The 24,929-nt window shown below is 62.8% G+C and carries 21 protein-coding genes; 4 read left to right on the top strand and 17 right to left on the bottom strand.

The window, feature by feature from the left end; genetic code table 11:
* Positions 1 to 643: 643 nt before the first annotated feature.
* The 7 genes from sphsw_RS14695 to sphsw_RS19500 all read right to left on the bottom strand — a co-directional run bounded on the left by sphsw_RS14695 (position 644) and on the right by sphsw_RS19500 (position 8,265).
* Positions 644 to 1,726, bottom strand: a complete 1,083-nt coding sequence (locus tag sphsw_RS14695; protein ID WP_081874352.1) for a TauD/TfdA family dioxygenase — start codon at positions 1,724 to 1,726, stop codon at positions 644 to 646.
* Between the two features lie 11 nt (positions 1,727 to 1,737).
* On the bottom strand, positions 1,738 to 2,859 hold the full coding sequence (locus sphsw_RS14690; protein WP_160172652.1) for an aminotransferase-like domain-containing protein: 1,122 nt from the start codon (positions 2,857 to 2,859) through the stop codon (positions 1,738 to 1,740).
* Positions 2,852 to 3,988, bottom strand: coding sequence for an alpha-hydroxy acid oxidase (locus sphsw_RS14685; protein ID WP_081874350.1), 1,137 nt, complete (start codon positions 3,986 to 3,988; stop codon positions 2,852 to 2,854). The genes sphsw_RS14690 and sphsw_RS14685 overlap by 8 nt, the downstream gene beginning before the upstream one ends.
* Entirely contained in the window at positions 3,979 to 5,001 is a 1,023-nt protein-coding gene (locus sphsw_RS14680) for an amino acid--tRNA ligase-related protein (RefSeq protein WP_031441276.1), read from the bottom strand. Before sphsw_RS14680 ends, sphsw_RS14685 begins: the two co-directional genes overlap by 10 nt.
* A gap of 12 nt (positions 5,002 to 5,013) precedes the next feature.
* Entirely contained in the window at positions 5,014 to 6,099 is a 1,086-nt protein-coding gene (locus sphsw_RS14675; protein ID WP_031441275.1) for a hypothetical protein, read from the bottom strand.
* A complete protein-coding gene (aspS, locus tag sphsw_RS14670) occupies positions 6,096 to 7,415 on the bottom strand; it encodes an aspartate--tRNA(Asn) ligase (protein ID WP_052380961.1) in 1,320 nt (439 codons plus the stop codon). The genes sphsw_RS14675 and aspS overlap by 4 nt, the downstream gene beginning before the upstream one ends.
* A 478-nt stretch (positions 7,416 to 7,893) precedes the next feature.
* Positions 7,894 to 8,265: a hypothetical protein gene (locus tag sphsw_RS19500; protein ID WP_160172651.1), complete on the bottom strand. Its 372-nt coding sequence runs from the start codon at positions 8,263 to 8,265 to the stop codon at positions 7,894 to 7,896.
* A 305-nt stretch (positions 8,266 to 8,570) separates the two neighbouring features.
* Between sphsw_RS19500 and sphsw_RS18975 the strand changes: the two genes are divergently transcribed.
* Positions 8,571 to 9,299, top strand: coding sequence for a response regulator transcription factor (locus sphsw_RS18975; RefSeq protein WP_081874349.1), 729 nt, complete (start codon positions 8,571 to 8,573; stop codon positions 9,297 to 9,299).
* Positions 9,300 to 10,431: 1,132 nt separating this feature from the next.
* Here the strand turns inward: sphsw_RS18975 and sphsw_RS14665 are convergent.
* Genes sphsw_RS14665 through sphsw_RS14655 form a run of 3 tightly spaced genes read right to left on the bottom strand, consistent with a single transcriptional unit; the run spans position 10,432 to position 13,617 of the window.
* A complete protein-coding gene (locus tag sphsw_RS14665; protein WP_200874046.1) occupies positions 10,432 to 11,115 on the bottom strand; it encodes a TetR/AcrR family transcriptional regulator in 684 nt (227 codons plus the stop codon).
* Between the two features lie 37 nt (positions 11,116 to 11,152).
* On the bottom strand, positions 11,153 to 11,926 hold the full coding sequence (locus sphsw_RS14660) for an SDR family oxidoreductase (RefSeq protein WP_031441272.1): 774 nt from the start codon (positions 11,924 to 11,926) through the stop codon (positions 11,153 to 11,155).
* Entirely contained in the window at positions 11,923 to 13,617 is a 1,695-nt protein-coding gene (locus sphsw_RS14655; RefSeq protein ID WP_235188410.1) for an AMP-binding protein, read from the bottom strand. Before sphsw_RS14655 ends, sphsw_RS14660 begins: the two co-directional genes overlap by 4 nt.
* A gap of 243 nt (positions 13,618 to 13,860) precedes the next feature.
* On the opposite strand from sphsw_RS14655, the gene sphsw_RS14650 reads away from it, so the two are divergent.
* Together sphsw_RS14650 and sphsw_RS14645 are read left to right on the top strand one after the other, a co-directional pair.
* Positions 13,861 to 15,477 carry a flavin-containing monooxygenase gene (locus sphsw_RS14650; RefSeq protein WP_031441270.1) on the top strand — a complete coding sequence of 539 codons (1,617 nt, stop codon included), beginning with the start codon at positions 13,861 to 13,863 and terminating at the stop codon, positions 15,475 to 15,477.
* Positions 15,464 to 16,441, top strand: a complete 978-nt coding sequence (locus tag sphsw_RS14645) for an alpha/beta hydrolase (RefSeq protein ID WP_052380960.1) — start codon at positions 15,464 to 15,466, stop codon at positions 16,439 to 16,441. The genes sphsw_RS14650 and sphsw_RS14645 overlap by 14 nt, the downstream gene beginning before the upstream one ends.
* Here the strand turns inward: sphsw_RS14645 and sphsw_RS14640 are convergent.
* From sphsw_RS14640 to sphsw_RS14615, 6 genes are read right to left on the bottom strand one after another with little or no spacing between them, the layout of a single operon-like run.
* A complete protein-coding gene (locus sphsw_RS14640; RefSeq protein WP_031441268.1) occupies positions 16,401 to 17,162 on the bottom strand; it encodes an SDR family NAD(P)-dependent oxidoreductase in 762 nt (253 codons plus the stop codon). The genes sphsw_RS14645 and sphsw_RS14640 overlap by 41 nt on opposite strands.
* A 10-nt stretch (positions 17,163 to 17,172) precedes the next feature.
* Complete coding sequence (locus sphsw_RS14635; RefSeq protein WP_031441267.1) at positions 17,173 to 18,366, bottom strand: lipid-transfer protein; 1,194 nt, start codon at positions 18,364 to 18,366, stop codon at positions 17,173 to 17,175.
* Positions 18,363 to 18,782, bottom strand: a complete 420-nt coding sequence (locus sphsw_RS14630) for a Zn-ribbon domain-containing OB-fold protein (RefSeq protein WP_042467409.1) — start codon at positions 18,780 to 18,782, stop codon at positions 18,363 to 18,365. The genes sphsw_RS14635 and sphsw_RS14630 overlap by 4 nt, the downstream gene beginning before the upstream one ends.
* Positions 18,779 to 19,300: a MaoC family dehydratase gene (locus sphsw_RS14625; RefSeq protein WP_031441265.1), complete on the bottom strand. Its 522-nt coding sequence runs from the start codon at positions 19,298 to 19,300 to the stop codon at positions 18,779 to 18,781. The genes sphsw_RS14630 and sphsw_RS14625 overlap by 4 nt, the downstream gene beginning before the upstream one ends.
* Complete coding sequence (locus sphsw_RS14620; protein ID WP_042467407.1) at positions 19,297 to 19,740, bottom strand: MaoC family dehydratase; 444 nt, start codon at positions 19,738 to 19,740, stop codon at positions 19,297 to 19,299. Before sphsw_RS14620 ends, sphsw_RS14625 begins: the two co-directional genes overlap by 4 nt.
* Positions 19,740 to 22,265: a TonB-dependent receptor gene (locus tag sphsw_RS14615; protein WP_235188409.1), complete on the bottom strand. Its 2,526-nt coding sequence runs from the start codon at positions 22,263 to 22,265 to the stop codon at positions 19,740 to 19,742. The genes sphsw_RS14620 and sphsw_RS14615 overlap by 1 nt, the downstream gene beginning before the upstream one ends.
* A gap of 188 nt (positions 22,266 to 22,453) precedes the next feature.
* Between sphsw_RS14615 and sphsw_RS14610 the strand changes: the two genes are divergently transcribed.
* The gene (locus sphsw_RS14610) at positions 22,454 to 23,614 is read left to right on the top strand and encodes an acetyl-CoA C-acetyltransferase (protein ID WP_031441262.1); all 1,161 of its coding nucleotides are present in this window, start codon (positions 22,454 to 22,456) and stop codon (positions 23,612 to 23,614) included.
* A gap of 444 nt (positions 23,615 to 24,058) precedes the next feature.
* On the opposite strand, the gene cobA is transcribed toward sphsw_RS14610, so the two are convergent.
* Positions 24,059 to 24,889: a uroporphyrinogen-III C-methyltransferase gene (gene cobA / locus sphsw_RS14605; RefSeq protein ID WP_152555514.1), complete on the bottom strand. Its 831-nt coding sequence runs from the start codon at positions 24,887 to 24,889 to the stop codon at positions 24,059 to 24,061.
* Positions 24,890 to 24,929: the final 40 nt, after the last annotated feature.

Here is a 24,929-nt window from a genome sequence, read left to right as displayed (position 1 = left end):
CGCACACCACCGCGCCGAAACCGCCCGCGGCCTGCTCGACGCCGGCGAGCGTGCGGATGACCTGGCCTGCGACCAGATGCGCGAGCCCCTCGCTCGCGCTGAGACCATAGGGGCCGGCGCTGGGACGAGTCGTGATCGAGCGTCATGACTTTCTCCTAAAAGGCGTCAAGCGAACGGCCTGGCGAGTTGCGCCGCCTTGCACTGCGAGGTCTTGGGCGGCGCGATACCCCATTGGTCGCTGCGGCCGGGCGCATAGGTTCAGTCGCCCGCCGCGCCGACGCGCCGACGCGCCGACGCGGCAATCGTCGTCGACCTAGAGCACTTCGGCGGTGTATTCGATCACGAACCCGAAAACGGGTCGACGAAATAGGTGAACAGGTTGTCGCCCGGTCCGTGCCCCCCCCCGGCCCCCAGCCGATCGGGAACCGGTGGTCGACCATACGCCCGGCGGCACGCATCACGCTCTCCAAGGTCGGCATCTGGAAGGCGATATGGTTCAGCGTGCTGACGGCTGCGTCGGCGATCGCGATCCAGTGATAATCGTCGTTGGTGCGCACGAACGCCATCATCTTGGAACGATCGGTCAGCACGAGCCCCAGCGCATCTGTGAAGAACCGCGCGTCATATACCCGGACGGCCAACGTCAAGGAAGTTGGCGGCTATTCAATCCCAACGGCCGCGCGGTTGCATAGGCGCGGACGAACCAGCGATCTTTGCCGGTCCACGTTGGGGTGTATGCCGGACGACGGTGAAGGCAGCGCCAGTTGTCAATCACCACCAAATCGCCCGATTGAACGGGCAAAACTAATGGAACGTCCGGCAAGTTCAGCACCGTCTCGAAGTCGTGAAGGGCATCGGCAGCGCGCGTTGTCAGGCCTAGGCAATGCCCCTTGTTGTAGCGCGAGATCAAATTCCCCTTTTCGTCCTGATCAAGTATCGGTAGCGATGTGAACGTACGGTTTTGCTCGACAGAATCAGGCGTCGTGACGGCAAAATCCGGACGCTTCAGTATCGCGAGGCTGCGAGGCGAAAGCCGCTCCGTGACCGCGTTCACCAACGCTACCGTCATCGGAACTGTCGGGTCGGCCTTAATTACCCCGAAAATCAGCCAGCGCGGCGGCGGCGTCAGCAACGTGGGATCATTATCTTGGAACGGTCGGTATGCACCGTCCATGTGCCATGGCAGGTCCGCACTCCAGCCATGCGAACTAACGGCGCGCTCAGCAGCTGGGACGGCGACAACATGGCGCACGATCCGTCCGTCGTTTTCGTCAAGGAAAGCGCAGGCGCTTGCCCTCATGAGGCCAATGACACCGAATACCTTGAACAGGGTTGCCGCAAACGTCGCTGGCGGTGCGTAGCCGGAATAGGGCGCCGGACCGGGTGCCAAATCTGGAGAGAGCCCGCGCAGCCAGACGACGGCCGCCGTGTCGATGCTGTGTTCAAGCTGAAGACCTTCAGCGCGAAGCAATTGTCGCAGATACCAAGCGCCTTGCCGCTCCCACCATTTTGGATCTTTTTCAGGATCCGGCATGCGGAGCCTGTTTTCATCTATCGAACGCACCCATCGCCGGCTTCTCTGAACCACTAAATCACTTACCTGTAGTGCGGCGACCGAGGTATTTACCTCGTTGGGTGCGATCGCACTTCGATTAATCGAATACAATTGAGCAGCCGAATTAATGTCCGATAGCGGAGAGCCGGGTTCGGTGCTGCGATCGTGCATGATCCACTACCTTAGATTGCTGACTGTTCGTCAAGGATTCGGCGCAGCCGTGCCATTCCCTCCGAAAATTCCTCCGGATCAAGACCCTGGAATGGTAATCGAAGGAACGTCTTCCCACCCCGGATCTCGTCCCACGGCATGAACGCGCTGCCTCGTGCGAGGATTAGGCCCGCATGGCGTGCGGCTTCCAGCACGGCGGTCTCGCTGGCCGTTGTGGAAAGGTTGAGGCTCAGGAAATACCCGCCCTGTGGCTCGGCGAGCAACTCGCCGCCGAACAGTTGCTTGGCAACCGCGACAGCGGCCTGGCAACGTGGCCCTAACAATTGCACCGCGTGAACAATGTTGCGTTCAACCAATCCTTCAGCCATCGCGGCGGCGGCGACGGCCTGGCACAGGGGGGACGGCGAGAGATAAATGTTCTCCGCACACCGCGCTAGTGCGCCTGCCAGATCCGCTCCGCAAACAGCGTAGCCGATACGTAAACCCGGTGACAGCGTCTTGCTAAATGAGCCGAGCGTGATCACTTGATCCGGCGCCAACCGCCGAAGCAATGGTAGCGCTTGCCCGCGATACCGTAGCTCGCGATAGGGTATGTCCTCGACGATCGTGAGACCATGGGTTTGCGCTACACGCGCAAGATGATGCCGACGCTCCATGCTTAGCGTCGCCCCGGAAGGATTCTGGAAGTCGGGGATGAGATACAGCACGGCCCCAGGGTGGCGGGACACCAATGACTCGACCCGATCGACATTTATACCATTACTGTCAATCGGGACGGGATGGATATCCGCGCCCCGCCGCGTGAAGATGCCGATAGCGCGATCATAGGTCGGTGCTTCGACCAGCACCGGACGAGGCCCCTTGTCTAGCAGGGTCGCCGCAATTAAATCAAGTACTTGCAGCGATCCGCTGCCGATGAAAATCTCATCGGCGTCGATCTCGCCAAGCCGGTCCGCGATCTGGCGGCGCAACAGTGGGTCACCCAGATACCCACCAATTGGCGCATACTGAAAGAGCTCAGCGCGTTCCGAGACCAAGCGGGCAGTGATGGCGCTCAACGCCGCCGTGGGAATTGCCCCGATCGGAGGTATGCCGCGGTTCATATCTATTATCTGTCGGGTGCGTTCAAGCATGGCTGAGCATGTCCGCCGCCGGGGAGGAAACAAGACCGTCCCAAGCCGCCATTGCCAGCGGAAAGGCGGATCCGGCGACGCACCCTGGGGCGATCTCGCTGACGCTACCCAGGCCCAACTGAAGCAGCGAATCCCGAAATTCGTCTGCCAGTATCTGTAGACACGTCGCGACCCCATCCTCGCCGTAAGCAGCCAGACCCCAAAGATAGGGACGGCCCACGCATACGGCGCTCGCCCCAAGCGCGAGGGCACGGACGATGTCGATCCCGGACCGGATGCCGCCATCGAACAGGATAGGCACGCGCCGGTCGACCGCCTGCGCGATCGTCTTGAGGGCCAGCACCGCCGGCAGCGCGCCATCCAATTGGCGACCGCCATGATTGGACACTATTAAGCCGTCGGCGCCCTCGTCCAGCGCACGCAGCGCGTCGACCGGACGAAGGAGACCTTTCACCAGCAGCGGCAGACGAGTGCGCGCGCGGATCCAGTTCAGCTCCGCCCAGCTAAGCGGCATCCGGTCGAGTCGCGCACCGCCAGGAACCGCGCCGTCAAACAAGCCCAGCGCGCGAAGCGTCCCAAAATCGAGGGTGGCTGGAACCGTAAATCCCGCGCGCTGGGCCGCGATGCGTCGAGCGCCGTGATCAGCATCGACCGTAACGACGATCGCCCGTGCACCCGATTCGGCCGCATAATCCAAAGTCCGACCGATATCGTTGCGCGAGCGGTAACAATAGAGCTGGAACCAGCAGTCGCTGCTGCCTGCGCGCACTATCTCATCGAACGGATAATGGCTGTCGGTACTGATGATCGTGGTAGTGGACGAGGACGAAGCCCCTCGCGCCGTCGCCAATTCCGCCTCCGGGTGGAGCAAGCGTTGGGGACTGGTGGGAGCAAGCAGGATTGGGGTCGGCAGCACACGGTTGAACAGCCGAATTGACAGATCGGGCGGTTGCGCCGCGCTGGTCAATACAGCGGGGCTGAGGAATAGACAATCGAGTGCCCGGCGGTTCCAGGCGATCGTGGTTCCGGCGCCGGCCCCCCCTGCGACATAGGCCCATGTCCCTGGATCGAGGATCGACTGCGCATCGCGTTCCAGATCCTCAATACAAAGGACTATGTTCAGGCGCATAGCCTTTGTCCCTCATCGATCGTAGCGTTGGGCCCCTGATCATGAGCAAAGCGAAGCTCCAGGATGTCGGATCTGCCCGCGCAGTAGCGTATCAGGCGTTCGAGGCCGAAGCCCAGGCCGCCGGTTTGCAGCGCAGTCCGATCTTTCCAAGCCGCATACTGATCGTGGACCACAGGGCCGAGATTGCGGGCCTGTTGTCGGATATCGTCCCCTGAATGGGGGCGAAGCCCGCCGGTCGCGACCTCGCCGTAGCCGCCCGGCAGCACCAAATCATAGGTCGCGAAAGTGCCTGATCCGTTACGTCGATACAGTGAGTCCCGAACCCCTTCGGGATAATCGGTCAGCCAAAACGGCGCATCGAACTCGTGCGAAAGGGCATTTTCCTCGGCGTGGGTGAGATCGCCCACAGCATGGGGGTTGACGCTGCCGCCGGCGCCACGAACGCGGTCTCGCGCGTCGGAGAAGGGAAGCCGGACGAAAGGGCGGCGGCCTAAAGCGGCGATGCGGCCGATTGCATCCTTGTCCATTGTCAGCTCCTGCGACGGGCGGGTCAGTATTGTTTCCGCCATTGTCGCAAGAACACGCTCGATCGTGGTGAGTACGTCATCCACGCTCTCGGTTCGCCATTCGATCTCGACCTGAAAAAAGGTATACAGGTGCCGGCCGCTTTCATGTTCACCGTCCATCAGCAACCGGAGGCACGGCGCAACGCAATAGACCCGCTCGGCAAATTCGAGTGCCAGTTGCTTTTCGACGCAGTGGCTTACTGGCAGATAGTAATAATCGGCACCGATTGCCGAAACGGTTGGGCGGCCTTGATCATCGGCAATGGAACGAACGGTAGGCAGAGCGCGATCGCCTAGCACGGCAAGGCTGTGGCGTGCGCCCGGTTCAAACCGCTTGGATAGGATCGCTGGCAAGATCTCGGCGAAGCCCGCGTCATGGAGTGCACCACGGAGGGCGTTGAGGACCTGGCCGGTCCAAGCATAGGCTTGGTTGGGAGCAAGGGTCATTCTCAGTCTCCTTCAATAAACGGTTGAGAGCCCGGCTACCGCCGATGCGCGCGTGTCTATCGCTAGCCGGTCGAAGCCTTCGGTAAGCGTCCGCGACAAATCGTGTCGCAAAGGGTCTCCCGGTCCGAGATGCCCGTTGGCGGCGAAAACTATGCTGCGCATATGACGCACGATATAGCTCGGCTCGAGATCTACGAGCGCGCGGCGCACTGCATTCGGCATGGCGTCGAGCGCGAGCAGCAGGTCCGACATGTCCGCGTCATGGCCCCCGGCAGCGCGCGGATCCTCGCAGTAGGGTTTTATCCGCACAAGCGCGGTTAGCGCGACATAGGCCGCCGTACCCGAAGCGAGCTTGGCCGCGTCGAGCTTGAGCCGTGATTCCCGCGGGCACAGCAACATGAGGAACGACGTAAGTGCGAGGCCGTACGCATTGTTGCCACCCAGCCGATCAAGCTCGTAAAGCAGGTCGCGGAATTGAAGCATTCCGCCATGGCGAGCCCGAAGCGATCCCCGCGGCAGGTCTACCCCTGCGATGGCGATAACAGTTTCGGTCCACATGCCAACCGCGTCCTGCAGCTGCAGTGTCACCTTACTGTGCGCGGAAAAGGCATTGGAGGTATCGACCACGGTCTCTGTGCTCGTCACGGTGCAACCGCCCGCGCGGAGCAGCGCGGCGATCGCCTTGGCCGTACAGACCTGGCGGAGCACATCGAGCGGCCCGCTTGACACGGCGTTCATGTCAGCGTGCATCAAGGTCGCACGTCGCCAGGGCAGCACCGGTTCAGGCCTGTCGCCGACCCGAGCCCAGTCGCGCATCACATCCGATGAAAGGCGCAAATAGAGGCTTGGCGGCACCGCAATGACGGCCCGTATCCAGGGCAGCGGCGCGAGTTGTCGCGCCGCCCAGCCGGCGTCCATCGTACCATTCTGGGCGAGCCGCACCCTTACCGCGCGCTGGCCATATGGCGAGCGTTCGGCCACGCCGATGTCTTCCGCAACGACTCCGGCGGCGATCAGTTCTTGCCTGAGCCGCGCGACGATGGGACCGTCGCAAGGTCCTACGGCGTCGATCGCGCAGAGGCGCGCTGCCCGAGTCATGGTCGAAACCGCGTCGGACTGCGATAGACGAAGCTGGTCTCACCGATAGAGGACTGCCCCAGCAACACCATTAGTAGCCGATTTATGCCGAGCCCGAATCCGCCATGTGTTGGGCAACCATGCTGGAACATGGGGAAATAAAAGGGATTGAGATAGCGTTCCAGCAGCGCTGCTTCGATCCCGGCTTGGCGAGTCTGCTCTACGAGCGGCTCGTAGCGATGCTCTCTCTGGCATCCCGAACTGACCTCCAGACCGCGCCACAATAGGTCGAAGCTGCGCCCTTCAAGCGCTTTTTCGGCGGTTCGCATGGTGTAAAAGGAACGTTCTGATTGCGGAAAATCGGTAACGAACACAAAGCTCTGTCCATAAAGTTCCTGGTAATATTTGCAGAGCGCCTGTTCGGCGCGCTGGGTCATCCTCCTCTGACCGCCCGGTTGCGCTTCGCCCACAATGCCGAGCGCGTCAGCATAGCTGATGCGTGGGATCGGTGCGGATGGAGGCTGGACCTTAACTCCGAATGCACGCTCGATGGCGGCGCCATGGATCTGCTCAACTGCCACTAGGGCGTGGCGCAGGAGGTCCTCTTCGAGATCCATCAGCTCGTGGTGCGACTCGATCCATGACATCTCGACGTCCAGGCTGGTGAATTCGGTGGCATGGCGGTGTGTTTCCACCTCTTCCGCCCGAAACGACGGGCCGACTTCGAACACTCGGTCAAACCCAGCTGCCATGGCGAGCTGGACATAAAATTGCGGTGATTGCACCAAACACGCAGATTCGCCGAAATAGGGTAGGTGGAATACCGCAGCGCCGGATTCGCTACCGCCGGCGGTAATCTTTGGGGTCTGGATTTCCAGGAATCCGCCTTCCACCAGAAATTTGCGGGCGGCAGCCAAAAATGTTGTCGCCACGTCGAAAATGAGCAGGCGCTCGGGCACCCGAAGATCGAGGTGGCGTCGGTCGAACCGGTCGTTGGTGTCGCTGCCCGCGGGCGATATTTCCGCCCGGGCGACGACTTCGATCGTCTCGGCGTGGATCTCTTGACCGCCATATCGGCCTGCCGGGTTTGCCACCAAACGCCCCGTCACCTGCACCGCACTTTCGAGGGGCACGTCGAGCCGGTCGGCGCCCCGTCGGACGATCTGCACCGTTCCGCTCCGATCCCTGACGCTCCAGAAATCGATGTCGCGCCCGCGCCGGGCGGACGAAATCCAGCCGCAGACCTTTACCTGCTGGCCGGTAAACTTCGACAAGTCGCCAATCAAGGATCGCAAGGGACGGGCTGTCACGGCTTCGGGTGTAAACGGGAGATTCATCGCGCCGCTTTCCCTGCAATTGATCGGACGCCGCCGCCGCGAAGCGGAGGGGCCGCGATGCGCGATGGCGCGCCCAGCGGGACTCGAACCCGCACCTTACGGTTTACAAGACCGTTGCTCTTCAGACCGGTTGTCAGGACCTTGTGGTGAACACCCCCCCGCAGCGCCGCGCCAAACCTGGTGCTGACGAACGCTCGTCTGTGGCCCGTCGACCGGCCCCCGTTCCCAGGAACCAGCCAGACTGACCAAGTTCGGCAAATGCGTTGAAGTACTCGGTGATCCATTCGGGTGGCCCTTTTTCCAATTGAGCTATGGGCGCTTAAACATCGGTGTCTCAAAACGTTGGTATTGGACGGGGCATGACGCGGCGCAGGCCATGCCACCGTGCTTTGCTCGGAGCGGCGGCACGGCGCCCGTTGCGCAGCGCTCGGCCGGATCAATCGGCGGCTCTCGATCGATCAGCCGACCCTCGACATCATCAGGCTACTCTGGCTGCGGCTGTGACCGCACTCGATGTCAGCGCCTCGGCTACCCGGGTGGGCAGGATTCCGGCCAGTGTTTTTGACACTGTCTCGGAAAGTGTGGCGCCGAGCTCGGAGAGCTGCAGCATTGTCGCCAGTGCCTTTGACAGGCTCTGTGTCAGTGCCTGTGTGATGCCCGCTGTCGCCGACTGTGTGACGTCAGCTGTAATCGCCGATGTAACGGCCGCTGTCTGAAGCGACTGTGTAAGAGCGCTTGTGACGCTTCTTGTCGCCGCCGCTGTAACTTCCGCTGTCATCGACTCTGTAATCGCTTGTGTCAGCGATTTCTGGCTCAAGGCCTTGAGTATGTGATCATCCATTTTCTTCACCTCCTTTCCTGATAGATTTGCCGACAGATGTGCACCACGCGACGCACGGCCGACGTCGTCTACTATTTCAAGGATCGATGATGGGCACATGAGCCAAATGGATGGTGTCGATAAAAATACGGTAGGTGCATTATGGCTTGCGATTATAGTCCTTTGGCATGGACAATAATGCACATAGATTCGTTATATGAATGATTAGATCAATGACGTATATTATTGTATAGGCTGAGCCTTAGAGACATTTTTCGTTTCAAAAAATTAATGCGGTGATTGACTAGACGGAACGAAATGGCGGGGGATGCAATATGGGCGGACAGTTTGTTTCGCGGGTCATGGTCCTGGGACTCGCGCGGCTTCACCGCGAGGTGCTAGCACAGTGCCTCGCTGCCCATCCCGAGTTCGAGATTGTCGATGCGCGAGACGGATGGAACGATGCACCACTTGATCGCATCCCGGCAGTTGATGTCGTGGTGGTGGATACACCATCGCTCGCCGAGTCCGCGGTGCCACCCTGCCTTCGTCAATATGATGGCACAGCCCGGATTATCGCGATTGCCGGATGTGACGACTTTCTCGGCGCGGGTTGGATGCAGGCCGGACTGGTTGGCCTGATTCCAACCGACGCGTCAAAAGAAGATCTGGTCGACGCAGTGCGAAAGGCTTGCGCTGGAGAATTCGTCTACACGCCTGTAGTTGCCGCAAAGCTCCTTAGTCGACTCGCCTGCCTGTCCCACAATTTTAGAGAAGCTGACAGTGTCTCCCGACTTACATTTCGCGAGAGCGAGATATTGGAACATTTAGAGAGAGGCCTTTCCAATAAGGAAATCGCCAGAAATCTGACTATCGAAACTGCAACGGTCAAAAATCACGTTCACAGCATTCTCAGCAAGCTCAATGTGAAGCGCCGTAGCGAAATTCCGCAGCTATTGCGTGATTTAGAAAATTCTGATGGCCCTCTATATAATAGTCGAATTTTTGCGCAACGTAATAAGTCAGGTGCTACCAATGTTCATCGAAGATACTTCGGTCACTGACCCGTCCAGTTATTCCGTCAGGCTCAGTCTTTTTCGATAGGCAATAAATATCATGCCCTCATAAAAATATGACAAATATTTCATAATCTTCAGATACCTTATAACGCATTCAGCCGCTACCGCTTTAAATATCGAACCTCAGTAGTTTTCGGAATACAAACTTTATTTTTTATCATAAATATGTTATGCATCACTTTGATAGTTTTAATTCTTATAATCAATCTTTTGTCATCATCCATGCCCAAATTGAAGCATCAAGAATCTGATTGTTCACTCAGGATATTGCCTGCACTGTTTTTGCTAGATCACTTTTCTCCGGGCCGCCATGCCATCTAGCTTCCGACGAAGGTCATAATCTTCGTTCATCCAACAATAGCGCAGATTATCTCTAAGCATCCGCGGCCAAGCGATATCCGCTGCGGCAAAGCCGCCTGTCCACTGACGGTTTGACCTCAGGCAATCGACCATGGCATTCGTTCCAGTGCCCAGCACGTCTGCTCTCGTCGAAAGCCATCTTTGGCGGAGCCTGTAAGGAACGACTGCTTGGCCCCACTTCTCGCCGTTCAGCAAGAACGGCCCTCGTCTGAGGCGATTGGTCAGAGCGGGTGAATGAACGTTCGCAACAGGCGCAACAGGGAATCGGACAGGCCGCCCTCAACCTTCACAACTGCGTCTTCAGGAATATGAACCTAGCTGATCGAACGACGCTCCTCGTGTGGGGGCGGAGGGAGATCGGCCTCAAGCTCCGGAGCTTGAGCCATCAACATCCTGAAACGTTGCCGATATATCGCCCGCCGCACAACTCTAGACCGTGCGGGCAGCGTGGCTGAAGCAGATCGACAAGGTTGTCGTACCACGCGAGCTCACTCGCCCCCGCCACGCCATCGCTAAGATACGGGCAATCGACGAACAGCGGCGCATTGTTACAGAGTCGAACCCGGCTAGCTCAGCTCGGTGCCCTTGAAACCAGGTTCCGCTCGAAACTAGGCAATTGAAGACCCAAATACCGACATTCGTGAGCCGTTTTTCACTTCCAAGGTTCGGTCATTCGTTCATTTTCAAAACGCACGCGAAGTATATGTATCGCGGCATAGATGCACGATTTTAATTACTTTGCCCGGCGTGGCCGCTGCTAATAGGGCGACTCGAGGCCGCTCAAGATCATTTCTGCGAAAACCTTACCGATCTCGTCGGCGGATGCGCCACGATCCGGCTTGTACCAGCGGTGCGACCAGTTGAGCATGCCAAGGATCCCGTAGGCAACAATCCGCGGCACGCCGACCCGGCGAAAGCTCTTGTCGGCATAGCCCTGCTCGACGATGTCGATCACCGATTGTTCGATGTTGCGATTGAGCTGCCGCATATGCTCGGACCAGGTTGATCGCGTGTCGCTGACGTGCGTCAGATCCTCACGAATGTAGATATACAGCAGCGGATAATTGGAGCCGTAGGAGTTCATCAGCGCGGTGATCAGTTCGCGCAACTTGCGGGCCGGACTGATCGGACTGTCGGCGATGCGGCGCGCCAGTTCCGCATTGCTTTCCAGGACCGTGCGGACGATCTCGTCGAACATCTGCTCTTTTGACGAGAAGTAATAATAGAGCGTGGCGCGATCGACGCCGAGTTCGGCCGCGACCGCGCTGACGCTCGCCGCGCTGTAGCCGAGCCGGTGGAAGACGCGGACCGCCGCCTCAGAGATTTCCTGGCGGCGGTTCTGATAGGATTCGCGGGGCTCCTTCCCTGCGGCAGATCGTCGCTTGCCGATCAACGATGGTTGTTTTGCCACTCTGATGCCCTTCGATGCGAGATCCCGCACTAAGGGCTCGGGTCGCGCTTGGCGAGGGCGCGCAACCTCAGCCCCTCGGTGCGCCTGCGACGTAAAGCACCTGCCCGGTCACGAAGCCGGACCGTTCGTCGGCAAAGAACGCGACTGCCTGCGCAATATCATCGGGCAAGCCGGGGCGCCCGACATGGATCCCGCGCATCATCTCGGTCACCATATCCTCGAACGGCATGTTCATGCGCGCCGCGACCGCACGCGTCATGTCGGTGACGACGAACCCCGGCGCAACCGCGTTGGTCGTGATGCCATGACGGCCCAGTTCGATCGCCAGCGTCCGCGTGATGCCCTGAACACCCGCCTTGGCAGCAGCATAATTCGCCTCACCGATCACGCCGAGCGCGGCGATGCTCGACAGGTTGACGATCCGGCCCCATCGCGCGGCGCGCATATGCGGCTGCACCGCCCGACACATCAGGAAGACCGAGCGGAGGTTTACCGCCATCACGACCTCCCAATCATCCAGCGTCATCTTCGCCAGCGTCCGATCGCGGAGGATGCCGGCATTGTTGACCAGGACAGTGGGCGCCCCGAGGTCCTCGGCGACGCGCGCGACCCCGGCGACGACCGCGTCCTCGTTCGATACGTCGACGGCGACCGCCAGCGCGCGGCGTCCGGTCGTCTCGATCCGGCCGACCGTCTCGGCGCAGGCGTCGGCATCCAGATCGAACACGGCGACGTCGTGGCCATCCGCCGCAAGCCGCGTGGCGATCGCCGCGCCAATGCCGCGCGCGCCCCCGGTGACGATTGCGATCTTGCGGTCGGGGGGGGTGAAGATCGTCGTCATGGCAACTCCAGGATTTGCAGGGCCTGTTCGGTCAGCAGGAATTTGCGCGCCCGGCCGGACGCCGTGGTCGGGATCGCCGCCGCATCGACGAGCAGGATATGCCGCGGTACCTTGTACCGTGCGAGACGCGCGGCAATCAGCGTCTGGAGCGCGGATCGGTCGAGCGTCGCGCCCGGCCGCGCGACGACGAACGCGACGCCCACTTCGCCCATCCGCTCGTCGGGGATCGGCACGACATGCGCCTGCACCACATCGGCATGCGTGGTCAGGAGATCCTCGATCTCGGTCGGCAGCACCTGTTCGCCGCCGCAGCGGTACGATTCCTTGGTCCGGCCCAGCAGCGTGATATAGCCGTTATCGTCGATCCGGCCCAGATCGCCGGTGCGCAACCAGCCCTCGGCATCGAACGCCGCCGCGGTCGCCTCGGGCTTGTTGTAATAGCCCTGCGTCACGCCGTAGCCGCTGGCGACGAGTTCGCCGGTCTCGCCATCGTCCAGGACCGCGCCCGTGCCGGGATCGACGACGCGGTAGGTGACGAGCCGCCCGCCCTGCTGCGGATCGCCGGCGACGCCGACGTCGCGCTGGCGGCCATTCGTCGTCAGCAACCGCTCGACCGGATCGTCGGGACGCGTGACCGTGGTCGATGCGGTCGTCTCGGTCATGCCGTAGCCGGTGGTGATCTCGTCCACCCCCAGCCCCTCGCGGAGACCCTGCCACAGGCGCTCGGGCGCGCGTCCGCCCGATGCCAGCACCGCATGCCAGCGCGACAGGTCGTACGTCCCTTCCCCCGCGGCATCGAGGACCGCGAGCGACATCGCCGGAATCAACAGGGCATCGGTCGCATGATGCCGTGCAATCGCCGCCAGCGTCGCGATCGCATCGAACCGCAACTGCGGCACGATCGCGCCACCGACGAACGGCACCGCCAGCAATCCTTCGACATAGCCGAACACATGATACATCGGCAGCGAGAACAGGATCCGGCGACCATCCTCGAACGCCCGCGCATAGGCGCTGCCATAAGCAGTACGCATCAGCATGTCGTGCGTCAGCAGCACGCCTTTCGGCGGCCCGGTCGTGCCCGACGTGTAGATGATGTCGCAAACGGCGTGTGGATCGACCGTGATCTCCGCGCAGCCACCGCCGGCTTCGAGCGAATACAGCATTCGTGCAGCGCCACGGTCCGGCGCCTCGCCGGTCGGCAGCACCGCGACATGCCGCAGGTTCGGCAAGCCTTCCCCGCCTCCCGAATCTTCCCACCCCGGCGCGATCTGGTCGAGCATGTCGAGATAATCGACCCCGCGAAACCGATCCATCGTGACGAGCAGCACCGAGTCCGACTGATCGAGCAGATAGCGGAGTTCGTCGCAGCGATTAAGGATGTTGATCGGCACGCAGACCGCGCCGATCCGCGATACCGCATATCTGATCGCAACGAATTCGGGATAGTTCGCGAGCACCAGTGCGACCTTCTCGCCGGGTGCCACGCCGAGCGCGACCAGCCCGGCCGCCAGCCGCTTCGACCAGGCGGCGATCTCGGCATAGCTCCAGCTGCGGTCGTCGGTGATCACGAACGGTCGATCCGGCGTCGCGCGAACCGTATCGTCGAGCACCGCGTGCAACGTCCGGGGCTCCCAGACGGGCATCGCGGCCCGCAACGCCTGCTGCCGATCGGCGACCGATCCCATCATCTCCTGCACACCTCGCCATTGCCGGTCCGGTACGGCGCGACGCCATCCGGCCGGAGGTCAATCCTTGGTCGACCAGGGCCGACGACGGCAATCTAATCCGGCGAAAACGGGATCGTCAATGTAGTCGTGGAAAATCGCGTGGATGTGAACGCGGGATACGCTGTTGCTACGTCGCAACGATCTTCCACACAACCGTTGACTGGCATGGGAAAATGAGGGATTACCGATGGACAGGAGAGGTCCATGACGACGTTCGTTGACGCATTGGTGGTCGGTGCCGGGTTCGGCGGTTTGCGGACGTTGCATACGCTACGCTCGCAGGGATTCTCGGTCGCCGTTCTCGAAGCGGGCGACGATATCGGCGGGGTCTGGCAGTTCAATCAATATCCCGGCGCGCGCTGCGACGTCGAAAGCTACGACTATTCCTATCGCTTTTCGCCCGAGCTCGAACAGGAATGGCGCTGGAGCGAACGCTACGCGACGCAGCCCGAAATCCTGCGATACATCAACCACGTCGCCGATCGCTTCGACCTGCGCCGCGACATCCAACTCCGCACCCGCATGGAACGCGCGACGTTCGACGAGGCGACCGCCCGCTGGATCGTCGAGGCGAGCGACGGGCGTTGCTGGAATGCCGAAAAGCTGATCCTCGCGGTGGGACAATTGTCGACGCCCAAGGATACGCGCTATCCGGGTCAGGACGATTTTACCGGGCGCGTCATCTCCAGCGCACGCTGGCCGAAGGACAAGGTCGATTTCACGGGCAAGCGTGTCGCGATCATCGGCACCGGATCGTCGGGCGTGCAGATGACGCCGGTAATCGCCAGGGAGGCCGCGCACCTCACGGTCTTCCAGCGCACTGCAAATTACTCGATCCCTGCCGCCAACGCACCGGTCACTGACGCGGAGGACCGTGCGGTGAAGGCGGACTATCCGGCACGCCGCGAGGCGGCGCGCAATTCGCCGAGCGGTCTCGGTTTCGTGCCCGACAACCGCGCGGCGATCGACGTGCCCGAGGCTGAGCGCAACGCGGCGTTCGAGACTGCGTGGAACCGGCTCGGCTTCGGATTCGCGCTGACCTTCAAGGATATCCTGCTCGACCAGCAATCGAACGATACCGCGTCCGCGTTCATCCGCGGCAAGATCGCGGAACAGGTCGACGATCCAGCGCTGCGCGCCAAGCTCACGCCCGGCGACTTCCCGTTCGGAACACGCCGCCCGTCTGTCGACAGCGGGTATTTCACGGCGTTCAACCGGCCCAATGTTTCGCTCGTCGACATCAGCGAAACCCCGATTGAGCGCTTTACCGAGCACGGCATCCGGACCAGAGATGCCGAATATTTGTTCGACATCGTCATCTACGCGACCGGGTTCGACGCATTTACCGGATCGCTGCTGAAGCCGGAGATCGTCGGTCGCGGAGGGTACACATTGCGCGAGAAATGGTCGGCGGGGCCGGTCAGCTTTCTTGGCATCGGCGTACACGGCTTCCCCAACATGTTCGTTATCGTCGGACCGGGCAGTCCCTCGCTGCTGAGCAACGTGTTGCTGTCGACCGAGGAGCAGGTCGACTGGCTGGTGGCCCTGTTCGATCATTGCCGCCGTGCCGGGATCAACGAAATCGAGGCGACCGGGGAGGCCGAACGCGACTGGGTCGCGCATGTAAACAAGCGGGCGCAGGAAACCCTGTATCCGAAGACGCCGTCCTATTATCTGGGCGCCGAAATGCCGGGCAAGCCGCGCGTCTTCATGCCATATTCCGGGGGTGTCCGCGGCTATCGCCGCATCCTGGAGAAGACCGCGGCCAAGGGCTATGAGGGGCTGACGCTGCGCACGGTCGGCCAGCATGCCGATGCCTGACGACGCGCCCGATCCGGCGTTCGACGCGCTGCTCGGCGACCCGCGCATGGCGTTGCGCCGGCCACCGCCGCATCTGTTCCTCACCGATCTACGCCGCGCCGCGAACGCGTTCCAGGCGCGCACGCCGAGATCCGACGTGGCAGCGGTGGCCGATCACGTCGTGCCCGGGCCGGGCGGACCGATCCCGGTACGACTTTACCGTCCGACGCTAGAGCGAGCCGCCGCAATCCTGTTCTGCCACGGTGGCGGCTTCATCTTCGGCAACCTCGACACGCACGATGCGATGTGCCGGACACTCTCCAATGCGAGCGGCCGGACGGTCGTCGCGGTCGACTATCGGCTGGCACCCGAACACCCCTTCCCCGCTGCACTCGACGACGCGCAGGCGGCACTCGAATGGCTTCGACGAGAGACACGGTCGCTCGACCTTGATCCCGATCGTATCGCCATTGCCGGGGACAGCGCCGGCGGTCACATCGCGCTCGGCCTCGCGCTGCGCTGCCGTGACGAAGGCGTCCCGCTCGATCATATCGGCCTGATCTACCCGCTGCTCGATCCCGCTGGCGACAGCACTTCGGCGGTGGAGTTCGCGCAAGGCTATATGCTGACCGCCTCGTTCCTCGCATGGGCGTGGGACGCGTATCGCGGCGGGGGCGTGGCGGATCCGGCGGTCGATCTGACGCGCGCCGATCTGCACGGCCTGCCGGCGACGACGATCGTCACCGCGCAGTTCGACCCGCTGCGTGACGAGGGCGAAGCGCTCGCCCGGCGATTGAGTAACGCCGAGGTCGACGTCGCGCTGCGTCGGTATCCGGGGATGATCCACGGCTTTGCCGGCCTGCCGCAGCTGACACCTGTCGCCGATGCGGCGATCGCGTTCGTTGCATCCCGGATCGCCCCGTCCCAGGCCAGCGCGCCCCAGCTCAGCGGGGGGTCATCCGGATCGCCCCGTCGAGACGGATAACCTCACCGTTGAGCATCGGGTTGGCGATGATCGACGCGATCAGCTGCGCATATTCCTCCGGGCGTCCGAGCCGTGACGGATGCGGTACCTGGGTGCCGAGCGAATCCTGTGCGGCCTGCGGGAGTCCCATCAGCATCGGCGTCAGGAAGATGCCCGGTGCGATCGTCATCACGCGGATCCGGTGCTGTGCCAGGTCGCGCGCCACGGGCAGCGTCAGACCGACGATGCCGCCCTTTGATGCGGCATAGGCTACCTGCCCGACCTGCCCGTCATACGCCGCGACCGACGCGGTGTTGACGATCACGCCGCGCTCCTCGCCGATCGGTTCCGCCGCCGCCAGGCGTGCGGCGAATTTTGAGATTATGTTGAAGCTGCCGACGAGATTGATCTCGACCGTCTTGCGGAACAGGTCGAGCGGATGCGGCGTCCCGTCCTTGCCGACCGTCTTCACCGCCGGCGCGATGCCTGCGCAATTGACCAGCACGCGCGCGACGCCGTGCGCCTGTTCCGCTTCGGCCAGCGCATGCGCTACGCCTTGATCGTCGGTGACGTCGACGCGCGCGAACCGTCCGCCAATCCTCGCCGCGGTCGCCGCGCCAATATCGGCGTTCAGATCGAAGATCGTCACGCGCGCGCCTGCTTCGGCCAGCATCGCCGCCGTGCCCTCGCCCAATCCCGAGGCGCCACCGGTCACGATCGCGGCAATATCCGTCATTAGCATAATCTTGTCCTCACGCCTTCAGGATGACCGAGCCGCCGTTCGCGCCGAGCCCCAGCACCGCGGACATGCCGATGCGCGCACCGGGAACCTGATGCCCTTCGGCCTGTCCGCGCAGCTGCCATGTCAGTTCGCAGATCTGCAGCACGGCCTGCGCGGTGGTCGCCTCGCCGAACGACAGGAATCCGCCGCTTGGGTTGATCGGCAATGTTCCACCGATATCCAGCTCGCCGCGTTCGAGCATCCAGTCGCCCTTCCCCGCCTCGTAAAATCCGAACTGCTCGGGCCAGGCGAGGATATGCCATGCGGTATTGTCCGCCATTTCGAGCACGTTGACGTCTTCGGGCCCGATCCCCGCCATCGCGCAGGCCCGCGCGACCGCGTTGCCGACCTCGCTGGTATGTGTGACGCCCGCGCGCACGCTCGAGGCGATCGTCGGAATCCGGCGGCCGGGATCGCCGAAACTGCCCGTTGCGATCGCGCAGCCCGCGACCGCCACGGCCGGGCGTCCGGTCCGCTTCATCCACGCCTCGCTGCCCAGGATAATGGCCGCCGCACCGTCGCTGACCGGGCAAATCTGGAGCAGGTGAAGCGGATCGGCGACCATCGGCGATGCGAGCACTTCGTCGACCGTCGTTTCCTTGCGGAACCGGGCCAGGCGGTTCCCCGCGGCGTTGCGGCGCATCAGCACCGCGGCACGCGCAAGCGTTTCCTTGCTGGTGCCGAGTTCGTGCATCCGCCGCTGTGCCTCGATCGCCCAATAGGCGGGGTTGGTCGCGCCCATCGCAACCCAGCGGAGGTAATCGCTGTCGCTGATATCGTCCTGGCTGCCGGGCGGGCGCGGGATGAACCCCTTGGGCATCCGCTCGGCGCCGACCACGCACACCACCTCGTGCTCGCCGCTGGCGATCATTGCGTGCGCGGTGTGGAACGCGATCGCCCCGGCCGCGCAGGCGCCGCCGACGTTGACACACGGGATGCCCTGTTCGGCCACCGCCTGAACGATCTCGTTGGCATGCAGCCCCCAGCCCATGCCGCCCTCGAACCGCGAACTCGCCGCGACGAGTCCCTGAACGTCGGGCCAGCCAAGCCTCGCATCGGCGAGCGCGAGGTCGATCGCCTCCAGCGCGAGTTGCAATTGTGGCTTGTCCGGCCACTTGCCCCACGGATGCGCACCGGCCCCAAGCACATAGACGGGCTGAGTCATGGTTCGATCTCCGGCGCGAACTTGTAGGTCAGCACGAGGCCCCGCTCCGCGTCCGCGTAGAGCGGCTCGGCGACCAGCCGGACAGGCCTGCCGATCGCGATCCCGTCGAGCGCAAAGCCCGAAAGCATGCCCATCACCTCGAGCCCGTCGCCGAGGTCGACCAGCCCGATCGCGTAGGGCTGCCAATCGTCGATCCGGAACAGCGACGGCGGCTGATACCGCTGCACGGTATAGCTGACGAGGATACCGCGGGTTGGCAGCACCGCGCGTTCGATCGTCTTTTCCCGACAGTCGGGGTTCCGACAGCTCGGCGCCTGCGGGAAATACACCGTGTCGCACGCGGTACACCGCGTACCGATCAACCGCGGTTCGTCGCCGTGAAGCGCGAACAGCCCGTCTGCGACCATCGCGCTCATAGCGACAGGATATCCCGCGTTTCACGGAAATAGAGCGTGCCGTTCGCGACATCCTCGACGGTCACCGCATGCCGGACGTACCGCCGCTCGCGCTTCACATATTTGTCGGTGGCGCGCGTCGTGATCCGCACCGTCGCGCCGACCGGGATCGGCGCGAGAATCTCGGAATCATGGTTAGTGTGGATCGATCCGATCGCAAACGGTTTGGTGTGGTCGAACTGCACCGACAGCACGAAATGCGAGACCAGCAGGGGCGGCACGATTGCGCCGCCGAACGGGGACTCGCCCGGGATCGTCCAGCTGTTCATCCGCCAGCCCTCGTACCACGGATTGAAATCCTCGACGCCGTCCGCGTACAGGATCACGAGTTCGGGACTGATCGTCAGCTCACGCGACAGTTCGTCGCCGATCTCGACCATGTCCCAATAGGTCGCGGCACCAGCCTCGAGCCCGTCGATGAAGTCCCGCGTCTGTGCGATCTGGACCGGCGACATCGGCCGCAACTGGTCGGTGCTCATGCGCGATCTCCCGTCACGTCGACATCGACCTCGACGAAGCCGACGGTCTTCTTCTCACCCTCCTCGTTGTCCGCCCAGACATCGACGACGAACCGGAAGCCATCGCCCTTGGCGATCTTTTCGCGGACCACGCCGTGCGTCGTGATGACCTCGTTCGCGAGCGTCGAGGCAATGTATTTGCACACCACGCGCGCGCCGGTGAACATCGCCGCGCCGAAATGGTTGACGCACATCTCCGCGATATAGGCGGACGACATCTCGCCGGTCTGGATCGGTGCCTTCAGCCCCGTCGCGCCGGCATAGACCGGATCCCAGTGGTTAGGATTGAACCGCCCCCACAACCGCGATCCCATCAGCTGGATCGCCGCCTGCTTCTTGAGCGGTTGCAGTTCATACCCGACCGGAGTGTCGCGCGTGACCAGCAGATCGTTCACATCCATCAGAATTTCCCCGAAAGCTGCAACGCGACTTCACGTCCGCGCGCGATGACGCCGCGTTGTTCGCTGATCGCGCCTGGGACGCTCGCGCCCCCAGTGCGGTCGGCTGCGTAGAGCAGGTAATATTTGTTGGTCAGGTTGCGACCGATCACCGACACCGACCAGCGATCGTCGATCTCGGCGACGCGGGCGCTTGCGTTGAACCGCCAGAGCGAGCGCTGCAGCGTCGATGGCGCCATCGTCTCCGCCGCGTAATAGCTGCCGCTGTAGAAAGCGTCGCCCGTCACGGCGAGCTTGTAGGCGCCGAGCGGAATCGTGACTTCCGCTCCGCCATTGCCGGCCCAATCGGGGGACCGGGCGGGCGCACGACCGTTGAAATCCTGTTGCAGCGTGAGCGCGGTCGCGTTGACGAACGAACAATTCGCCGGGGCGGTGGCGGTCGCGCGGACCGTACCCGTGGGGAAGGCATAGCCATAGCATTGCCCGACGAAATTGCGGAACCGGTTATGCGTATAGGCGATCGCACCGTGCAGCGTCAGCGCCTGGAACGGCGCGTAGTTCACCTCCGCCTCACCGCCGCGCTGACGGACTTCGCCGGCATTGTTGATCGTGTAGGCGACGCGCGCGGGGTCATAGGTGTTCACCTGCAGATCGGTGAACTTGTACGCGAACGCCGCAACGTTGACGCGCAGCCGGCCATCGAGGAACAGCCCCTTTGCGCCAGCCTCGAACCCGCGCGCCTTTTCGGAGTCGAAATCGGTATCGCCGATCCGTGTCCCCGTCTGGAGCGGGCTCGTCAGCCCGAAACCGCCCGACTTGAAGCCGGTCTTGTAGGCGATGAACAGCGTCTTGCTACTGTCGGGCCGCCACGTGACCGTCGCTTCGGGCGAGACGTTGCTGTCCTCGAACTTCCCCTCCAGATAGCCGATCCGGCTCGATCCGGGGTAGGCGGTGTTCAGCGTGTTGAACGTGCCAATGCCATAGAGGTTCTGCTTGCTGAAGCGCTTGCGCTCGCGCGTGTAGCGCGCGCCGCCCGCGATCTCGATCGTCTCGACCGGCTTCACCAGGACCTGCGCGAACCCCGATAGCGTATTGCCGGTCTGGAGGCTGAAATCCTCATATGTCGAATAGCGGTTGGCCGCGGCGTTGTAATTGCCGTCGTTTAGCTTGGTGTCGTTGTTGTCGTGCAATCGCGACGTCTGATAGAACCCGCCGGCCATGAAATTGAACGGGCCCTGCAGGTCGCTGGTGACGCGAAGTTCCTGCGAGAACTGTTCGGCGCGCTGTTCGTTGAAAAATGCGAGCTGCGAGTAGCTGGTCTGGTCCAGCCCCGAGAAGAACCGGTATTTCGTGTAGTTGTAACCGGTCGTGGTATCGATCGACACGGCTCCCAGCTTCCAGCCCAGATCGATCGCCTGCGTCAGGACCGTCAGCTTGCCGTAGGGCGAACCGTCCGCGGTGCCGCCACGCATCGTCGTCGAGATCGCGGCGGGCAGGTTCCCGATCGTCGTCCGGTTGTCGACCACGCAATCGGCCGCCGGATCGGCGATGCCGTACATGCGCGGCGTCGCGCCCGTGCAGGGGCCGATATTCTGCGTCGCGGTGCCGGGCCCGGCGTCCTTGTTGCGGGCGAAGAAGGATTTGGCGCGGAACGTGAAGTTGTCCGAAGGTTCGCCTTTCAGCGTCAACCGCGCCAGGATTTCCTTGTCGCCCGGCCGCGTATCCGTGGTGCCGGGCAATTGCGCCGCCCCCGCCGGGGCGCCGGTGGCGGCGCGGTAGAAGGGGTTCGCGATCGGCCGTGCGGTATTGCGCAGCCAGCCGTCCAGATTGCGATAACGCACCGCGAGACGCGCCCCGAACGTCTCGGAAAGCGGCCCGGAGATCGCGACGTCCGTCGTGCTCTCGTCGCCGACGAATTCATAGGATGTGCGCCCGCTGATTTCCAGCCGGTCGGTCGGATCGGCGGTCGCGATCGAGATCACGCCAGCCGTGTTGTTCTTGCCGAACAGCAATGCCTGCGGGCCCTTCAGTACCTCGACCTGCTGCACATCGAAGATGCCGAGCTGGGCGATACGGCCGTCGCTGGTCTGTACGCCGTCGATCGCGACCGACACCGCCTGCTCGAACCCGGCTTGGTTGGCGGGCGAGCTGATCCCGCGGATCGCGATCGATCCACCGCCGTTCGACTTGTACGCGCCGATGATGACGGTCGGCGTCAGTTCGCCGATCTTGCTGAGGTCGGTCGCATTGTTGTTGGCGATCTGCGCCTGGCCGACGACCGAGACGATCACTGGCACGGTGTTCAACGTCTCGCTGCGCCGCCGGGCGGTAACGACGATATCGCCGGTCGAGGCTGGTTCGGTCGAAGCTGGTTCGGTCTGGGCTTCGGCCTGCCCAGCCACTTCCGGCCCCGACGTCGAACCCGGCGCCGTCTGTGCCGTCGCGGGCAGCGCGAGCAGCGCCAGTCCCGAGATTCCACTCGCCAGCATTCCCCTGGTCATCGGGGCCCGCTTCATCGTGCCGCGCATCGTCAGCCTCCTGTTTGCATCCTCGCCACGCCGCCCTCGCTGGGGCAGTCGCTACGGTAAAGCTGACGCAGGCCTTGACGGTTGTCAATGCATGCGTTGACGAATTGCGCAAGTCCGGTCATCGTGCGATGCAGGGGATCATTCCAACCGCGAGACTCCTTGCGGCGCCTGTATTAGGATGGAAATCAATGGCAGATGCTTTCATCGTCGATGCGTTGCGCACCCCGGGCGGACGTCGCAAAGGCCGTCTCGCCGGGGTACACCCCGCCGACCTTGGCGCCATCGTTCTCAACGCCCTCGTGGATAGAACGGGGATCGATCCGGCGGCGATCGAAGACGTAATCGTGGGCTGTGTCAGCCAAGCTGGCGAGCAGGCGTTCGCGCTCGGGCGCAATCTCGTGCTGGCCTCGCGGCTACCCGACAGCGTTCCCGCCGTGACGATCGACCGGCAATGCGGATCGTCACAACAGGCGCTGCATTTCGCCGCGCAAGCGGTGATGTCGGGCACGCAGGACGTGGTGATCGCGGCCGGCGTCGAAAGCATGACGCGAGTCCCGATGGGATCGAACTTCCGTCTCCACGCCGAGGCCGGGCTCGGCACCGGTCCGTGGAGCGAGGCGATCCGCAATCGATATGATGTCGCGGACTTCAGCCAGTTTACCGGCGCGCAGATGGTCGCCGACAAATACGGATTGACGCGCGCGGACATGGATGCCTTCGCGCTCAACAGTCATCGCCGCGCCGCAGCGGCGATCGAACGCAGCGCTTTCGCTAACGAGATCGTTCCCGTCGACACGCCCGCAGGCCCGGTGACGCAAGACGAAGGCGTCCGGTTCGACACGTCGATCGAGGCGATCGGTGCGGTCAAGCCACTGATCGAGGGCGGCACGATCACCGCCGCGAATGCGAGTCAGATGACCGACGGCGCCAGCGGCGTCCTGATCGTCAGCGAGGCTGCGCTGAAGCGCTTCAACCTCACGCCGATCGCGCGTGTCCACACGCTCACCGTCACCGCGGGCGATCCCGTGATCATGCTGGAGGAACCCATTCCCGCCACGGCCAAGGCGCTGGCCCGGGCTGGACTGTCCTTTGCCGATATCGATCTCTACGAGGTGAACGAGGCGTTCGCGGCCATCCCGCTGGCATGGCTGAAGGCGACCGGGGCTGATCCCTCCCGCCTGAACGTCAACGGAGGCGCAATCGCGCTCGGCCACCCATTGGGCGCGAGCGGGACGAAGTTGACGGCAACTCTCATTCACGCGTTACGCGCGCGCGGCGCGCGCTACGGACTCCAAACAATGTGCGAGGGGGGCGGAATAGCGAACGCAACGATATTCGAAATTGTTTGACGCTTGTGGTATGATTACGCGACCGGTCGCACGACCGACGTCGAAGACGTCCAATAGCTCAATTCGACAAACCGAAACTATATATAATTACAAAGTCAAGTGATAATTCACTTGCGCCTTATAATGAACGATAACGCTATTGCTTATATCATCATAGATTCTGAACTTTTGATCTTGCCCCCCCCTTCATTTGCGAACGGTTTTCTTGGATCGCACTAAGACCCAAAAGTTGCCATTCCCAGAGCCTTTCCGCGTTCCCAACTTCCGACATTCATTCATCAGTCCGCGATCAACCGGCAGCGCCGCGGGAGCGGGCGGAAGGTGGGACTTTGAAGCCGTTCGCTGCTTGCCCCGCGAACGGTTGCTTCAAGCGAAACCGGACATCAAACCTCCATGCGACCTCCAGCTTCGAACGAAAAGATCTGGCAGCGAGCTGGCGACCGGTCAGATCGCTCCTGAAGGCACCGCGAGCAAGCCTCCGGCGAGTGCGCCGCTGCCGCTAACCTGGTATGTAAACTGGGCAAGTCGCGACGCGCGTTGCGCACGTATTGCTTCTCCGACCAAGATCAATGCAGGGCCGGCACCTGAAGCGCGGTCGATCACGAGCGCAAGCAGATCGAGCCGGGTATGGACGAGACGTTCCGACGGAAGGCTGACATCGCTCGCGATCAGCACCGGGGTCGCCGGGTCGACGCCGTTCGCGATCAGCTGGCTCGCGATGACGGTTGCGGCTCCTCGTCCCATGTAGAAGGCAATTGTCGCCGAGGCATCTGACAGCGTAGCCCAGTCGAGATCCAGCGTATCGCCAGCACGCGCGTGCGCGGTGACAAACCGCAACTGGCGGGCCGAGCCGCGCAGCGTCAGCGACAGGCACGCGCTGGCGGCGGCGGCACTGGCGGCGGTGATGCCGGGGCAGATGCGTACGCGGAAACCGTGTGCGGTCAGCGCGTCGATCTCCTCGGTCGAGCGGCCGAAGATCGACGGATCGCCGCCCTTCAGCCGCACCACCCGCTCCCCGGCGCGCGCCGCCGCGACCAGCAGTGCGTCGATCGCGGGCTGCGTCTTCGAATGCCGCCCGGATCGCTTGCCGACCGAGACGCGCCGCACATGGGGCGGAATCAGGTCCAGCACCCCCGGCCCGACCAGCGCATCGTAGAAGACGATGCTCGCTGCGCCGATCAGCTTCTCGGCCTTGCGCGTCAGCAGATCGGGGTCGCCGGGCCCCGCGCCGACCAGCCACACGTCGCCGGGTGCGATGAGTTCAGACATGGACACTCTCCTGGACGGGCAGCAATTTGGCGATGGCGGGGCGGCA

The organism is Sphingomonas sp. FUKUSWIS1 (assembly GCF_000733135.1).
GTDB classification, from domain to species: Bacteria; Pseudomonadota; Alphaproteobacteria; order Sphingomonadales; family Sphingomonadaceae; genus Sphingomonas; species Sphingomonas aerolata.
This window is presented reverse-complemented; position numbering and strand designations above follow the sequence as displayed.

Excerpts from the sequence above, each read along its gene's own strand:
- sphsw_RS14630 (WP_042467409.1), bottom strand. The coding sequence starts at position 18,782 with ATGAGCGCGATGGTCGCAGACGGGCTGTTCGCGCTTCACGGCGACGAA.
- sphsw_RS14675 (WP_031441275.1), bottom strand. The coding sequence starts at position 6,099 with ATGACTCGGGCAGCGCGCCTCTGCGCGATCGACGCCGTAGGACCTTGC.
- aspS (WP_052380961.1), bottom strand. The coding sequence starts at position 7,415 with ATGAATCTCCCGTTTACACCCGAAGCCGTGACAGCCCGTCCCTTGCGA.
- sphsw_RS14640 (WP_031441268.1), bottom strand. The coding sequence starts at position 17,162 with ATGCTAATGACGGATATTGCCGCGATCGTGACCGGTGGCGCCTCGGGA.
- sphsw_RS14625 (WP_031441265.1), bottom strand. The coding sequence starts at position 19,300 with ATGAGCACCGACCAGTTGCGGCCGATGTCGCCGGTCCAGATCGCACAG.
- sphsw_RS14610 (WP_031441262.1), top strand. The coding sequence starts at position 22,454 with ATGGCAGATGCTTTCATCGTCGATGCGTTGCGCACCCCGGGCGGACGT.
- sphsw_RS14695 (WP_081874352.1), bottom strand. The coding sequence starts at position 1,726 with ATGCACGATCGCAGCACCGAACCCGGCTCTCCGCTATCGGACATTAAT.
- sphsw_RS18975 (WP_081874349.1), top strand. The coding sequence starts at position 8,571 with ATGGGCGGACAGTTTGTTTCGCGGGTCATGGTCCTGGGACTCGCGCGG.
- sphsw_RS14635 (WP_031441267.1), bottom strand. The coding sequence starts at position 18,366 with ATGACTCAGCCCGTCTATGTGCTTGGGGCCGGTGCGCATCCGTGGGGC.
- sphsw_RS14660 (WP_031441272.1), bottom strand. The coding sequence starts at position 11,926 with ATGACGACGATCTTCACCCCCCCCGACCGCAAGATCGCAATCGTCACC.
- sphsw_RS14620 (WP_042467407.1), bottom strand. The coding sequence starts at position 19,740 with ATGGATGTGAACGATCTGCTGGTCACGCGCGACACTCCGGTCGGGTAT.
- sphsw_RS14655 (WP_235188410.1), bottom strand. The coding sequence starts at position 13,617 with ATGATGGGATCGGTCGCCGATCGGCAGCAGGCGTTGCGGGCCGCGATG.
- sphsw_RS14680 (WP_031441276.1), bottom strand. The coding sequence starts at position 5,001 with ATGACCCTTGCTCCCAACCAAGCCTATGCTTGGACCGGCCAGGTCCTC.
- sphsw_RS14615 (WP_235188409.1), bottom strand. The coding sequence starts at position 22,265 with ATGCGCGGCACGATGAAGCGGGCCCCGATGACCAGGGGAATGCTGGCG.
- sphsw_RS14690 (WP_160172652.1), bottom strand. The coding sequence starts at position 2,859 with ATGCTTGAACGCACCCGACAGATAATAGATATGAACCGCGGCATACCT.
- sphsw_RS14645 (WP_052380960.1), top strand. The coding sequence starts at position 15,464 with ATGCCGATGCCTGACGACGCGCCCGATCCGGCGTTCGACGCGCTGCTC.
- sphsw_RS14685 (WP_081874350.1), bottom strand. The coding sequence starts at position 3,988 with ATGCGCCTGAACATAGTCCTTTGTATTGAGGATCTGGAACGCGATGCG.
- sphsw_RS14650 (WP_031441270.1), top strand. The coding sequence starts at position 13,861 with ATGACGACGTTCGTTGACGCATTGGTGGTCGGTGCCGGGTTCGGCGGT.